The 13,585-nt window shown below is 53.8% G+C and carries 10 protein-coding genes; 4 read left to right on the top strand and 6 right to left on the bottom strand.

The window, feature by feature from the left end; translation table 11 throughout:
• The first annotated feature begins 3 nt into the window (after positions 1 to 3).
• The 4 genes from FCS96_RS15540 (at position 4) to FCS96_RS15555 (ending at position 5,566) form a co-directional block, all read left to right on the top strand.
• Positions 4 to 1,479, top strand: a complete 1,476-nt coding sequence (locus FCS96_RS15540; RefSeq protein WP_138441290.1) for a mannitol dehydrogenase family protein — start codon at positions 4 to 6, stop codon at positions 1,477 to 1,479.
• 19 nt (positions 1,480 to 1,498) lie between these two features.
• Entirely contained in the window at positions 1,499 to 3,148 is a 1,650-nt protein-coding gene (gene pgi / locus FCS96_RS15545) for a glucose-6-phosphate isomerase (RefSeq protein ID WP_138441291.1), read from the top strand.
• The gene (locus tag FCS96_RS15550) at positions 3,145 to 4,158 is read left to right on the top strand and encodes a carbohydrate kinase family protein (RefSeq protein ID WP_138441292.1); all 1,014 of its coding nucleotides are present in this window, start codon (positions 3,145 to 3,147) and stop codon (positions 4,156 to 4,158) included. The genes pgi and FCS96_RS15550 overlap by 4 nt, the downstream gene beginning before the upstream one ends.
• 145 nt (positions 4,159 to 4,303) lie before the next feature.
• On the top strand, positions 4,304 to 5,566 hold the full coding sequence (locus FCS96_RS15555) for a maltoporin (RefSeq protein WP_138441293.1): 1,263 nt from the start codon (positions 4,304 to 4,306) through the stop codon (positions 5,564 to 5,566).
• A gap of 70 nt (positions 5,567 to 5,636) precedes the next feature.
• On the opposite strand, the gene FCS96_RS15560 is transcribed toward FCS96_RS15555, so the two are convergent.
• The 6 genes from FCS96_RS15560 to FCS96_RS15585 form a co-directional block, all read right to left on the bottom strand.
• Entirely contained in the window at positions 5,637 to 6,500 is an 864-nt protein-coding gene (locus FCS96_RS15560) for a universal stress protein (RefSeq protein WP_138441294.1), read from the bottom strand.
• 41 nt (positions 6,501 to 6,541) lie between these two features.
• A complete protein-coding gene (locus tag FCS96_RS15565; protein ID WP_138441295.1) occupies positions 6,542 to 8,548 on the bottom strand; it encodes a tripartite tricarboxylate transporter permease in 2,007 nt (668 codons plus the stop codon).
• A gap of 76 nt (positions 8,549 to 8,624) precedes the next feature.
• On the bottom strand, positions 8,625 to 9,737 hold the full coding sequence (locus tag FCS96_RS15570) for a Bug family tripartite tricarboxylate transporter substrate binding protein (RefSeq protein WP_138441296.1): 1,113 nt from the start codon (positions 9,735 to 9,737) through the stop codon (positions 8,625 to 8,627).
• Between the two features lie 163 nt (positions 9,738 to 9,900).
• On the bottom strand, positions 9,901 to 11,010 hold the full coding sequence (locus tag FCS96_RS15575) for a 4-oxalomesaconate tautomerase (RefSeq protein ID WP_138441297.1): 1,110 nt from the start codon (positions 11,008 to 11,010) through the stop codon (positions 9,901 to 9,903).
• A gap of 489 nt (positions 11,011 to 11,499) precedes the next feature.
• On the bottom strand, positions 11,500 to 12,816 hold the full coding sequence (locus tag FCS96_RS15580) for an OprD family outer membrane porin (protein ID WP_138441298.1): 1,317 nt from the start codon (positions 12,814 to 12,816) through the stop codon (positions 11,500 to 11,502).
• Between the two features lie 89 nt (positions 12,817 to 12,905).
• Entirely contained in the window at positions 12,906 to 13,577 is a 672-nt protein-coding gene (locus tag FCS96_RS15585) for a GntR family transcriptional regulator (RefSeq protein ID WP_138441299.1), read from the bottom strand.
• Positions 13,578 to 13,585: the final 8 nt, after the last annotated feature.

A 13,585-nucleotide genomic window follows, 5' to 3' on the forward strand; every position in this document is an offset into this window, starting at 1 on the left:
CTTATGAAACTGAATAACTCAACATTGGACCAATTGAGTCCAGAGGTGTCCGTGCCTGCCTACGAACGGGGTAACCTCCGGCATGGCATCGTTCACATCGGCGTGGGCGGATTTCACCGTGCCCATGAAGCGGCTTACACCCACCAGCTATTGCAGGCAGGTGGCAGCGCGGATTGGTCGATCTGTGGTGTTGGGCTGCGTGAAGCGGATCGAACCATGCAACAGGTGCTATCCGGGCAGGACCACCTCTACACGCTGATCGAACTTGGCGCCGACAACACCAATGCAACGAGCGTGATTGGCTCCATCACCGATTTCCTGTTCGCGCCTGAGGAACAGGACGCCGTGCTCGAAAAACTGGCAAGCCCCCAAGTGAAAATTGTCTCACTGACGATCACCGAAGGCGGCTATAACGTCGACGACAATACCGGGCGGTTTAACGAGGGCCATCCGGACATTCGCTACGACCTGCAGAATCCTCAGCAACCTCGAACCGTATTCGGTTATCTGACCGAGGCTCTGGACCGGCGTCGAGCGCGTAATTTGCCACCATTCACGGTCATGTCTTGCGACAATCTACCGGAAAATGGTCACGTCGCCCGTGCAGCTCTATTGGCTTTTGCCAACCTCAGAGATGCTGACCTGGCAAGCTGGATTGAAGCCAATGTCAGCTTTCCAAGCAGCATGGTTGACCGCATCACACCGGGAACCAATGACAAACACCGTCAGTGGCTGAAAGAGCATTACGACCTTGAGGACGGTTGGCCGGTGATCTGTGAGCCTTTCTGCCAATGGGTGCTGGAAGATGACTTCTGCAACGGTCGCCCGGAATGGGAAAGGGTAGGCGTTCAGTTCACGGACGATGTAGCGCCCTACGAGCGAATGAAGATTCGCCTGCTGAATGCCAGCCATTCTGCGATGGCGTACCTCGGGTATCTGGCCGGTTACCGCTACACCCACGAAGTGATGGCTGATGAACGATTCAGTCAGTTTATCCGCAGCTTTATGGATGAGGACGTGACGCCGATACTGGGAGAAATCTCAGGCATCGATGTGCCCGCGTACAAGCAGACCCTGATCGAACGCTTCTCCAACCCCCAAATGGGCGACGAGTTGGCCCGCCTTTGTATGGATGGCTCCAGCAAGATACCGAAGTTCCTGGTACCGACGGTCCAGACGCTTGTGAACGAAGGGCGCCCGCTATCACGCGTAGCCATGATCATCGCCAGCTGGGCGCTTTACCTGCGAGGCCAAGATGAGAAGGGCCAGCACCATGAGATTAATGATCCGCTGGCTGCGCGGCTGAAATCCGCTGTTAAAGACAGGGCCAACCTGACCTCAGATTTCCTGGGAATGGCGGACATTTTCGGGACCACCCTCGCCAACTCCAGCGACTTTGAAGAGGCCTTTGAGGCGGAACTCGACAAGCTGGAAACGAACGGTGTTTTTTCAGGCCTTCAGTCACTTCAAGAAGCCTGAAGTATAAGGGAGCACAGATATGAACTCACTGCGCAAATCTAATTCCTGGACCAAGCTCGAACAACTCGCTGATGAGACTGGGGACGACCGTATTGCGGATTATTTCAAAGCGGATCCGGATCGTTTCGAGAAGATGAGTCTGCGATTGGGCGAGCTGTTTCTGGACTATTCCAAGAACAAAATTTCGCCGCAGGTGATGGACGCCCTGCTTGAATTGGCTGAACAGTCGCCGTTGCAGCGGCGTCGGGAACAGATGTTTGCCGGCGATGCTATTAATGTCACCGAAGAACGTCCGGTTCTACACATCGCGTTGCGCAACCTCGGTAACCAGCCGATTGTCGTAAACGGCCGCGACGTAATGCCAGATGTCCAGGCCAGCCTGGAAAAACTCAGGGCCTTCACCGAACAGGTCAGGAGCGGGCAATGGCTGGGCTACACCGGCAAGCGCATACGCAACGTTGTGAATATCGGAATCGGCGGCTCGGATCTTGGTCCCAGTATGGTGTGCCGGGCCCTGCTTGATTACCAGCACCCGGACCTCAGCGTTCACTTCATTTCCAACGTCGACGGCCGGCACCTCAAAAAAGTGCTGAAAGGGCTGGACCCGGAAACCACGCTGTTCATTGTGTCGACCAAGACCTTCTCCACCCAGGAAACCCTGTTGAACGCGAACAGCGCCAAGCGCTGGTTCCTGGAGCAAACCCAGAGCACCACAGCCGACATGGGCCAGCACTTTGTCGCGGTCTCGACCAACATCAAAGCCGCTACAGAATTTGGTATTCGCGAGGACAGTATTTTCCAGTTCTGGGACTGGGTGGGAGGGCGCTACTCACTCTGGTCCAGCATCGGGCTGCCTATTGCCTTGAGCATCGGGTTTGACGCGTTTATCGAACTGCTCGACGGCGCGCACACCATGGACCAGCACTTCCTGAACGCGCCATTGGAGGCCAACATGCCGGTCCTTCTGGCCCTTATCGGCATCTGGAACATCAATTTCCTGGGCGCGGAAACCCAGGCGATCATTCCTTACGATCAGGCCTTGCACCAACTGCCGGCATTTCTCCAGCAACTGGACATGGAGAGCAATGGTAAATCAGTGGACATCGATGGCAATCCGGTTAGCCATGCCACCGGTCCCATTGTGTGGGGGCAAACCGGTTCTAACGGCCAGCATGCATTTTTTCAGTTGCTTCACCAGGGCACCCGTTTTGTTCCCATCGATTTTATCGCTTCGCTGAAAGCCGATGAAGACACCAAAGAACATCACTTTGCCTTGCTGACCAATATGCTGGCCCAGGCCAATGCGTTTATGAATGGCGATACACAAGACAAACAGTACGCCAGTTGCACCGGTAATCGCCCAAGCAACGTGCTGTTGCTGGACGAATTGAGCCCGCGAAATCTTGGCGCCCTGATTGCTCTCTACGAGCACAAGGTCTTCGTGCAGGGAGCTATCTGGAATATCAACTCCTTCGACCAGTGGGGCGTGCAGCTCGGCAAACGGTTAGCTAATGACATCAGCCGGGATATTGATGGGAAAAGCAACGAGTACGACCCATCAACCCAGGGCTTGATGGATATCGTTAATCGGCATCTGGCCGGGGACAAAGCAGATTCGGGCGCAACAGCCAAGGCAGGCCTGGTGGCTGAGGAGAGTGGCGACCAATGATCAAAGTCATTTCATTCGGTGAACTGTTGGTAGACATGCTCTCTAGCCGGGTCAGTGATGATCAGGACGGGAAGGGCACCGAGTCAGAGACTGAGCGCTTTACCAAATATCCTGGCGGTGCGCCGGCAAACGTTGCCGCAGCAATCGGTAAGCTCGGCGGCCACAGCTATTTTGCCGGTAAAGTCGGCGCGGACATGTTTGGTGATTTCCTCGTTCAGTCGCTTGAGGCCATGCAGGTCTGCACGGACTACCTGCTGCAAACCAGTGAGGCAAAGACCGCCTTGGCTTTTGTATCACTGGACAAAGAGGGCGAGCGCAGCTTTGAGTTCTATCGTGGGCCTTCAGCCGATTTATTGTTCGGCCCGGGCGACTTTAAGCCGGAATGGTTTGAGAACCGTGGCATCTTCCATTTCTGCTCCAACACGCTGACAGAACCTGGAATTCTGGAAGCTACCCAAGCCGGTCTGGATGCAGCGCGAGCCGCTGGTTGGCTGGTCAGCTTTGACATGAACCTCAGGCACAATCTATGGCCCGAAGGCGCTGATCCGTTTGAATCGGTGTGGGCCTGCGTGAAGCAAGCGGACTTGGTCAAGCTGTCCGCTGAAGAGCTGGCCTTCCTGTGCCGACATACGGACGAAGCCACGGTATTGAAGCAAATTCTGAGCGCTGGAGCTTCGCTGATTCTGATCACTGACGGCGGTAAACCGCTTCGTTACTACACCGCCCACCAAACCGGCTCAATCCAGCCGCCCAATGTACATATGATTGATAGCACCGCCGCCGGAGACGCGTTCGTCGGAGGTTTGCTGTATCGCTTGTCCGAGCTGGATATGTCGGTTGCCGATCTGGAAGGGGTGGGCACCGATCAACAGCGGCTGGAGAGCATATTGACCTTTGCCAGCGCCTGTGGCGCCCATGCAGTCACCCATGCAGGCGCCTTTACATCTCTGCCAAGCCGAGACGAAGTTGCGGCTTTCATGGCCTGCCAAGAGGACGCGCAAATCACCTAGTCGTGATCTGTTGATCTGGATTCGATCGATCTCGACAAATATTCATTGCAGGGACCGCTGACCAGAGCACCAAAGCCGGGTCGGGGCCGGCTAAGTTCGCCCCGAATAAAACCAACATCACACTTAACAACAACAAAGGCATACAATGAACAAATACACAAAATTTCCTCTGCCCAACCGAAACCAGCTTACTGCCGCCATCGCGGCGATGATGGTTTCAACCACGTCATTCGCAATCGATTTTCACGGTTATTTCCGGTCTGGTATCGGCGCCACCGCAGGTGGTGGTGATCAGGCCTGCTTTTCCGCACCGGGTGTCTCCAAGTATCGCTTGGGCAACGAGTGTGAAACCTATGCTGAGATCCAGCTGGGTTCTGAGGTTTTCAGGCAGGATGACACCAGCTTCTACGTCGACTCGATGATCGCGTACATCACTCCTCAGGAGAATGATTTTGAAACCGTGAACGACGACGATGCAACGATTGCCGTGCGGCAGTTCAACGTGCGTGGCACCAACGTCATCAAATCGTTGCCAGGTTCAACGTTGTGGATTGGCAAACGCTTTTATCAGCGCCACGATGTTCACATCAACGATTTCTTCTACTGGGATGTATCCGGTCCAGGCGCGGGCCTTGAGGATATCGATGTTGGCACCGGCCTCCTGCATGTAGCCTGGACTCGCTCTGCAAACAACGAAACCGGTGACGGTGCCGATCTAGGAACTGGGGACCCGGTTACCAACGACATCATTGACGTGCGCTGGACTGGCCTGCCCGTCAACCCTGGCGGTACCCTGGAAGTGGGCATCGACTACGGCCGTGCCAATCTGGACGACGAGCAGGAGAGCGCCGGTGTTGATGATCAGGACGGCTACATGTTCACCGCCGAACATCAGCAGGCGAATTTTCTTGGTGGCTACAATAAGCTTACCCTGCAGTACGCCAAGGACTCACTGGTCGCCAGTGGTGGCCGGAGCAACAGCAGTGCCGCAAACCAAGGCTCCATGGTCCGTGTCATCGACCACGGTCTGATTCCGTTGGGTAGCGATATGGATATGTTCTATGTGGGTATTTATGAGGACACCAGTCTGGATAATAACCAGGGTAGTCAGTGGACGTCCTTCGGGGTCCGTCCCACTTATTACTGGAGCCCGTTGATGAGTACGGCGGTTGAACTGGGCTTTGACCGGGTTTCCCCGGAAGCATCGGGAGCAGAGGATTCAGACCTGCAGAAGGTAACGATTGCCCAACAATGGTCACCTGGCGAAACCTTCTTCGCACGGCCCCAGCTGCGCCTGTTTGCCACCTATGCAAACTGGAGCGATGACTACAATGCCGCTAGCGATTCAATCGGACCGGATGACAGTAACGGGCTGACCTTTGGCGCCCAGGCGGAAGTCTGGTGGTAGGCATGGACTAGCGCCACGCCTCACTGTAACCAATGCGGACCAGCTTCAACTGGTCCGCATCATTCAGCCCTCAATGCATCATCCAAATCGGTATCGTTGCGTGACCAACCATATGTCGCGTCACCCCACCAAAGATCTGTTCGTGAACTCTCCTGTGGGTGTAGGCGCCCATAACGATGAGATCGGAGCCGATAGAATCTGAAAGTTGCAGTAGGCTTTCACCCGCAGCAAGACGATGGCTGTCAAATTGTTTGCCAATTGCTTCGACGCCGTGGCGTGCCAGGTATTGGATAAGTTTGTCGATGCCAGGCTCTCGAGCGGAAGAGCGATTACTGCATCCAACAACGATTTGTTTGGCAGCCTTCAAGACCGGCAGCGCGCTTGCAACAGCTCGCGCACTTTCAGTGCTGCCATTCCATGCGATCAGGACGCGATCAGCGCAAAAAGTGGTCAGGGTACGCGGCATCAACAGTACCGGTTTACCACTGCGCATTATTGCAGCTTCGAATGTCGAGGTCGGTGTGCCGGACTTCGGTTGGGGAACAATAATCAGGTCGTGGACCTTGCCTCGTTCGCCAACAAGCTCACTGCGCAAACCGACGATCTCCTGCCAGCAAGCTGTTGGCGCGTCATGTATCAGTTGTTCGGTAAGAGGTGCATGGTTCTGGTCGCATAGCGACTGGAATAATTGTTGTAGTTCCGAAGATTCAGTTACGGAATACTTGCTCGCCAACGCCTCAAGTTCCTGAAGTAAACTTTGGGGCATGCGGCGTGCCACTACCTCATCCGGAATGAATCGGCGTGGATTGAGGGTTGCATGGAGCACCTCCAAATGAGCGCTGAAATAGGCCGCCACCGATAACGCACCGAGCATTCGTTCTTTCTCCTGGCCGCTGCTGGACAGCGGCATCAGGATTGATTTTGGTACTGTCATATTACTCTCCGGATTCAGGTTCAGGAGTTTCGCAGACGCCCTCAGCCCAAAGGCCAGGGTAATGCAATTGCGCTTTGCAGAAGTCCGTTTGGAAGGTCCAGTACCATGATGTGTGAAAGACTGGCCATGAACACCACAATGGAGGACGTCAGCATGGCAGTCCGCACCAACGAGGTCCGCGCCTTCACAAGCAAGAACGTGACGAAGAAGCCGGTGACTGATATCAGGAACCCGAACAGGTAACAGCTAATCACCAATCCGATAATCCAGTACAGATAGTGGAAGAGACTGGCGATGCCCTGATTACTAACGTATTCCTCTACCACCTCTTTGTCGTGGTTTACCGGGTCATCTATACGTCCGCTCGCAAGCTTGAAGAGCACCGCGCCACTTATGACAAGCATGACCGCGCAAACAGATGCGGTGAACACGCTACCAAGAAACGATTGCTGTAAGGCGTCGTAGAGTCCATAAGCGAACGTGAGGAATATTGCAGTAGCGAACAGTGTCTGTGGCCGCAAGTTGGTTGCACGTTTAGGTCGCGATTCAGTGTCTTGGGCTCTGTCGTTTTCGGTGGCCTTACTTTTTGAATTATCGGACGTATGTCGTGCCGCGAAAAAAATAGAAATGAGGGTAAGGGTTCCGATGATCAGCACGCCGGGCTTGGTCAGAAATTGCCAACCGTCGAACTGTACCGCTTGATAGAGGTATGTCTCCATGCCGCTCGCCAGCACGAAACCAATCAGGAACGCCGGTCTTGGCCAGTCGAATCGTTTCATCAGCACGCCGAGAGTTCCGATTCCGACCAATGCCACAAGGTCATTCAAATCACGCGTAGCTTGATACGCTGCGAAACAAATGATGGTGATCATGAAAGGAGCCATCAAGGCGTACGGAATCGTCGTAATCCTCGCCACCCATTTGGAAAGCATGAGGCAAGCACCAGCACCAACCAGGTTTGCCAGCGCCAGTGACCATACGATCGTATAGGTGATGTCCAGATTGGTGGTGACCATGGACGGACCGGGTTCGATTCCGATAAGAATCATCCCGCCCAGGAACACAGCCATACTGCCTGATCCCGGGATACCGAATAGCAGGGTTGGGATTAACGCTCCGCCTTCCTTCGCGTTATTGGACGATTCGGGTGCTATAACGCCCCGAACATCTCCATTACCAAAATGTTCCTTGTCCTTGGTGGTTTGCACTGCGTGACCATAGGAGATCCAGTCAACTACACTTCCGCCGAGACCGGGAAGGGCACCAACAACGCATCCCAGAACGGCACACCGCAGTGCCAGCCATTTATGCTTTATGAGATCACTGACCCCGGTCAACCAACCCTTGCCCAATTCGGATGCTTCGGAGATGGCACGATTTTGCCGCAACAAATCGATAATCTCTGGTAGGGCAAAAATGCCCAAGCCTACAACGACGAGAGGAAGCCCATCCATCAGGTAAAAGTTACCGAAGGTCATTCGGTACTCTCCGGTTGCCGGAGCACCGCCAACGCTTCCGAGCAACAATCCAATTCCACAGGCACCCAGGCCCTTGAGCAAGCTATTGCCGGCCAACACACCGACCATGCTCAAGCCAAGCAGTGTCAGCATGAATAATTCGGCAGAACCAAAGGCGAGAATAACTGGGCGAGCTACGAGGACGAACCCCGTGAGTACCAAAGCACCAAAAATTCCGCCAAACAACGATGATGAAAAGGCTGCAGCCAGTGCCCTGGCTGCCTCTCCACGTTTCGCCATTGGGAATCCATCCAGAACCGTTGCCTGTGATCCGCTTGAGCCCGGTATTCCCATCAATACGGATGTAAAGGTGTCGGAAGTAGGAATGACGGCGACAAGACCAATAAGCATGGCAAGAGCGGTAGTGGGTTCCATGCCGTAGAGGAAAGGCAGAAGGAGCGAGAGGCCCGCTATCCCCCCCAGGCCCGGGAAAATGCCGATGGCAAGCCCGAGCCCCACGCCGCCGACAAGATACAGTAAGTGCGTGCCGGTGGTGGCAGTTGCCAGAGCGGCCAGGAATGCATCAATCATGGTTCCTTACCTCAAGGTTGCGTTCGCGAGGCGGGTCCTGAAGAGGCCCGCCTGGTGAAAAATGATTGGACAGTTATTAGAATCGGACGTGATAGCGTGTGCTTAGCCAATCACGGACCCAAGCGCGATCAGACTCGTCCATGTCCAGTGCAACCTTGAAGGCTTTTGAGGCTTTTGCCTGAACTGCTTGTGGGTAAGATCCAAGAACAGCTTTGGCTTTGTTCTTGAAATCTTGCGAAGCCACAGTGTCTTCAACAGCCTTAGCCCAGGCTTCAATCACTTCTGGATCGGTATTGTTCGGCAGGAAGATGCCCTTTTGCGCGGCAAAGCCGGCAACGAAAAAGGCTTTCCAAACTTTGAACGCCGTCCCTTCGGGCTTGCTGCCGTGAATCATTTCATAAACTTCGGCAAAGTGGGGCAGGTCGGGAAAGGTGGGATCGCGCTTCAGATCGCCGTTGTCATCGAGAACCCCCCACGACATAATCGGCACCGCTTTTCCTTCCTCAACCAGAGGGAGCACCTTTTGCAGGTAGGCAGAGGTGGTCTGGTAATCAACATTCACCTCCCCCCGCTCAAACGCCAGCCGGCCAGCGCCACGGCCCTTCATACCGAAGATTGCGTGAACGTCAATATCCAGAATCTCAAGAGCGAGAAGGGGAACCAGATCAAGGGATGTAGCGCCTTGGCTTGCGTACTTTATTGACTCGCCCCGAAGTTTTACCAAGTCCTCTGCAGACTTGATTCCTAACTCCGGGCTGACATAGAAAACACCGCCAGTGGGTGAGGCCAATACCGGTGTCCAGTTCTTATAGTCGTACTTCACCCGGCGGTCACCCAGTAGATAGGGGAACTGGGTCGAGCCGGAGGTGCCCAGAATTTCCAGACCAGTCGGCTCGGCGCGACGGTCAAAATAATTGGCTCCCTTTGTGGAACCACCACCTGGAATGTTCTTGACGACTACCGGAGGCTGTCCCGGCAAGTTCTCGGAGATCAACGGCGCAAAAAAACGAGCCCAGGTATCAGAGCCTCCCCCTTCTTTGAACGGAACAACCCATTCAATTCGTTCGTCAGCGAAATCAACACTTGCCTGAACCGATGTTGCCGTACCAGCCACTAGTGAAATGGCGGCAATGATCGTGAAACCTTTCATCGCATCGATCCAGGAACGATTTTTGGATAGCTGATTCATAATTATCCTCTCTATTCTGCATTGCTTTGTTTTTGTCTTTGATGCCGGCCATTGCAGAGAGCCTTAACCGGGCTTAGCTTTTAAATTACGTAGCCAACCTGTCAGCAACCTGTCATCAATAGAGACTCCTTGGCGTATTTGGCGGGTTACTAATGAGCGCTATTTACGAGGCGTGGCTTCTTGAGTAGGACCAGATCTGGGAAGGCACATAGAGATCGCCTTGAAACAATTTTCGGGCGGTTCGAATCAGGCCGGCTCGTTGAATTTGTGGGCCTGTCGCCGTGTAATCGATTTCGAGAGCCAGATCGATTCTTCCGCTCGGGTGCTCGATCTGGATAGTCTGTTGCTTTCCCTCAGGGCGTATTACCAGTTCATCAGTAACAGAACCGGGCAGGGCAATAGCACTCGCTACACAGATCGCACCGGTGACCGCATGGGCGCCGTGGCAACTATGGGGAACAAAATAGCGGGAGGTAATGGTGCCGCCATGGCGCGGTTTGGATAAAAGCGCCACCTTCGGAATGACTTTGCCTGTTGCATCGCCAAGCCCCATTTTCCAGGAAGCTTCCTGTCGGATCGCTTCGATACGACGCAATAATTCTACGTCTTCATCAAGCTGCGCTTTGGATTCGTCGCCGCGCTTGCCGAGCGATGATGCCGGTATGAGAACCATAGGTACTGCTGCATCGATGCAACTTACCTCTATGCCGTCGATGCGGTCTCTGAGCTTGCCCGTGGGCAGGAGCTGGCCGGTCTTACTCCCTGCAACATTCAGGAAATTTAGAAGGATGGGTGCGGCTGTGCCTTCGACGCCATCAATGGACGCGTCGCCGTCGTAATCGACAGTCCCGTTGGGAGTTTTTATGACGGCCTCAACCAGGGAGTTGGTGTTCAGATTACGAATGCGCACCAGTGTTTCGCCAACGCTTGCAGATACCAGCCCCTTTTCTATGGCAAAAGGGCCTACTCCCGAGAGGATATTTCCGCAGGATGGCGATGTATCAACAATCGATTCCTCAACGGACACCTGAGCAAATAGAAAGTCAACGTCAGCGTCAGGGTGCTGAGATTTAGAAACGACTGCCACTTTGCTGGTAAGGCTGGAACCACCGCCGATACCGTTGATCTGAAGAGCGTTTCCGGACCCCATTGCGGCCAGGATTACCCGATCCTGGGTACTCCTGTCCTCCGGTAAATCAGAGGCCAGAAAATAAGGTCCTCGGGAGGTACCTCCGCGCATCATAGTGCAGGGAATTGCAGTTTGAGTCGGCATTATTTTTCTCCTATCGGGAAGAAGCTTTGCTCGGCCGGAGCGGCTGAGGTTCATGAGCCTGAGAGGGAATAAAAAGGACCGGTAACAGTGCCATCGCCTGGACTTTCGCCACCGGTCAATGACAATCAGTTGGTACTCAAGATCGCAACGTGTTCGAGTTCATCAGAATGTTCTGATCCACCGGAATCGGAGGCCGGCCTATGGAAATCGATAAGGCTGGCTATGCTCGGGGGGACGAGCTTTGTTAACTCGGATGTGGAACGTGTTCTTATTACAGACATTGATATCACTCCCGACCGATGTGACTGTCTAATTAATCAATTCAAGAGAAAGGCGCACTGGTCTGCGCGTTCACATCACGTTATCGGGTCAAACTGTCAGCAACCTGTCACGGAAGGATGTCTGGAATATCGAGAGGAGAGGAGAGAGGGCGTTCGGGCGCGAGCGTCAAACAGCGGCGCTAGAGCCACTGTTTGAGCAAGCTGGGGGTTAGAAGTTAAACGCGTAGGAGTAATCCAGGTACAGGCGTACATCTGTCTGGTCGGGTTTCACACCATCGACACTGCCCACTTCGTCGGAATTGTAGTCGTGCCAAATGGCTTTAAATTTCAGCCCCTTAATGGCTGGCACCTTGTAACCAACGACCAACTCACGCCAGTCTTCATCGGCGCTACCCAACGATCGGTTGGCCGAGTTTTCTGCATCCCATCCCTGGCCTGCCGCCACAGTGGTTTGCAGGCCAGGAACGTAGTCTTTCCAGTCGTATTTGAGGGCCAGCATCACTGCGGTTTCATTGGTGTTCGCGACGTCGGGTCCAATGCGAGAGCGAGTAGGGAAGGGGTTCGTTCCATGATCACCGGAAAAGTTATCTTCAATCCAGAGGTCATCGAATTTAGACACCGCCGCTGTCAATTCCAAGTTGTTCACGGCCCACTGCGCTTCAATATAGGCACCTAGTCCGTTGTTTTCACTATCTGTCACACCAGCGACGCTGCCGGTTGCGTCCTCATCATCCAGATCTCCACCTTCGGCTCCTGTAACGAAAAGATCGCCATTATCAGCGGAGGTAAATAGTCCGGCAGTCAGTTTCAGGCTTGAACCATCGAAACTGGTCCTGTTACTCACTCTCAGGCCAAGCTTGCTGAGATAGTCTTTTGCACTGAGGTATTCCATATCGGCTTGAAACGTATCCAGGCGGTAACCGATGCCGACGACTGAAACGAAGTCAATGTCACCTTGACGAGACTGGTCCGTGGCAAAACCTTCAAAGCTGTCACTTGCACGGGGCGACCATTTGTCGTAAACGGCGCCGAACAGGGAAATGTTGTTATTTATATGAAACTGAGTGTTTAATCCTTGAAAAGTATTCGGAACGGCACGGCTTCCGGAACTGCTCAGGAGCATGGACTTGTGGGTTTGCCTACCAAGTTTGATGGCGAGATTGTCAGAGGGAGTCAGTGTTACAAAAGCCTGTCCGAGCAATGCGAAGCCCTGCGCTTTATCATCCTTAACCGTTAAAACGTCTTCGCGAACTCGCCCTCCGGCGTGAAGATCTTCAACGAAATAAGGGGAAACTCCAAATCCGATCCAGTCGCCAAACCTTGGTGAAGTCCAGTCAGCAGTGATTGCAAAAGCTGACTGCGACCGGTCGTTCGTGGGATTTTCGTATTCCCTATCGAAATGCACCAAGCGACTCTTGGTTTTCAATTGATAACCGTTGCCAACGTCGGCGGCCATAGCCTGGCCGGCGACAAGTGCTGTGATAATACCCGTACCTATCCAACTGGCTGTTTTTGTTTTTGACATTACCGTCCCCTTTTAATTTGGTGTTTTTATTGCCGGAATTTTAGGATTCCAGTCAACACACCCTAATGACGGAACCTGTCATCAACCTGTCATCCGGTGACTTTGTCTCGGCTGGTGGTGGAGCATGCATTAGATTGCTCGCGGCCCAACCGAATACGAGCCATTTGCGCCGCGCGAATATGCTTTCTTGCTGCACTTTCCGCCGCCGTCGGGTCTCTGCTTTCGATGGCATCAACGATGGCTGCATGTTCTGACAGTGCGGTTTGAGCTCTGCTATCCAACATGTACGTGGTTGGTCCGAGCAGTGCCATGGCATCTCTCAAGCTATTCAGGGATTTGAGTAGGTACCGGTTATGGGCAGCGAGGTAAATTGCATTGTGAAATTCGCGATTCTTGACCGCCTGATCAGCCGCATGGTGTTGGGATTGCTGTTCCTGGCTCAGCAACTCGCGGAGGTTATACACCTCTGCCTCCGAACACTGTTGAGCAGCCAGACGCGCAGCTGTGCCTTCGAGCACCTCGCGCATCTGATAAAGCTCCATAATCGCCTGTATATCCAACTGGGCAATGACCATACCTCGGCGGGGCGCGTTACAGATCAACCCTTCTGATTCAAGCCGTTTCAACGCTTCTCGAACGGGAGTCCGGCTTATTCCAAGCCAGTTGGCCAGATCAACCTCAAGAATTCGTCCACCTGGCTTTAGGCTTCCGTCGATAATGGCCTGCAATAACCTTTGATAAGCATGTTCTGCCCGGGACATCCTGCTTT

It is taken from the genome of Marinobacter alexandrii, assembly GCF_005871205.1.
GTDB classification, from domain to species: Bacteria; Pseudomonadota; Gammaproteobacteria; order Pseudomonadales; family Oleiphilaceae; genus Marinobacter; species Marinobacter alexandrii.

Bases quoted from the DNA above. Each gene is read 5' to 3' on its own strand.
- FCS96_RS15540 (WP_138441290.1), top strand. From the start codon at position 4: ATGAAACTGAATAACTCAACATTGGACCAATTGAGTCCAGAGGTGTCC.
- pgi (WP_138441291.1), top strand. From the start codon at position 1,499: ATGAACTCACTGCGCAAATCTAATTCCTGGACCAAGCTCGAACAACTC.
- FCS96_RS15550 (WP_138441292.1), top strand. From the start codon at position 3,145: ATGATCAAAGTCATTTCATTCGGTGAACTGTTGGTAGACATGCTCTCT.
- FCS96_RS15555 (WP_138441293.1), top strand. From the start codon at position 4,304: ATGAACAAATACACAAAATTTCCTCTGCCCAACCGAAACCAGCTTACT.
- FCS96_RS15560 (WP_138441294.1), bottom strand. From the start codon at position 6,500: ATGACAGTACCAAAATCAATCCTGATGCCGCTGTCCAGCAGCGGCCAG.
- FCS96_RS15565 (WP_138441295.1), bottom strand. From the start codon at position 8,548: ATGATTGATGCATTCCTGGCCGCTCTGGCAACTGCCACCACCGGCACG.
- FCS96_RS15570 (WP_138441296.1), bottom strand. From the start codon at position 9,737: ATGAATCAGCTATCCAAAAATCGTTCCTGGATCGATGCGATGAAAGGT.
- FCS96_RS15575 (WP_138441297.1), bottom strand. From the start codon at position 11,010: ATGCCGACTCAAACTGCAATTCCCTGCACTATGATGCGCGGAGGTACC.
- FCS96_RS15580 (WP_138441298.1), bottom strand. From the start codon at position 12,816: ATGTCAAAAACAAAAACAGCCAGTTGGATAGGTACGGGTATTATCACA.
- FCS96_RS15585 (WP_138441299.1), bottom strand. From the start codon at position 13,577: ATGTCCCGGGCAGAACATGCTTATCAAAGGTTATTGCAGGCCATTATC.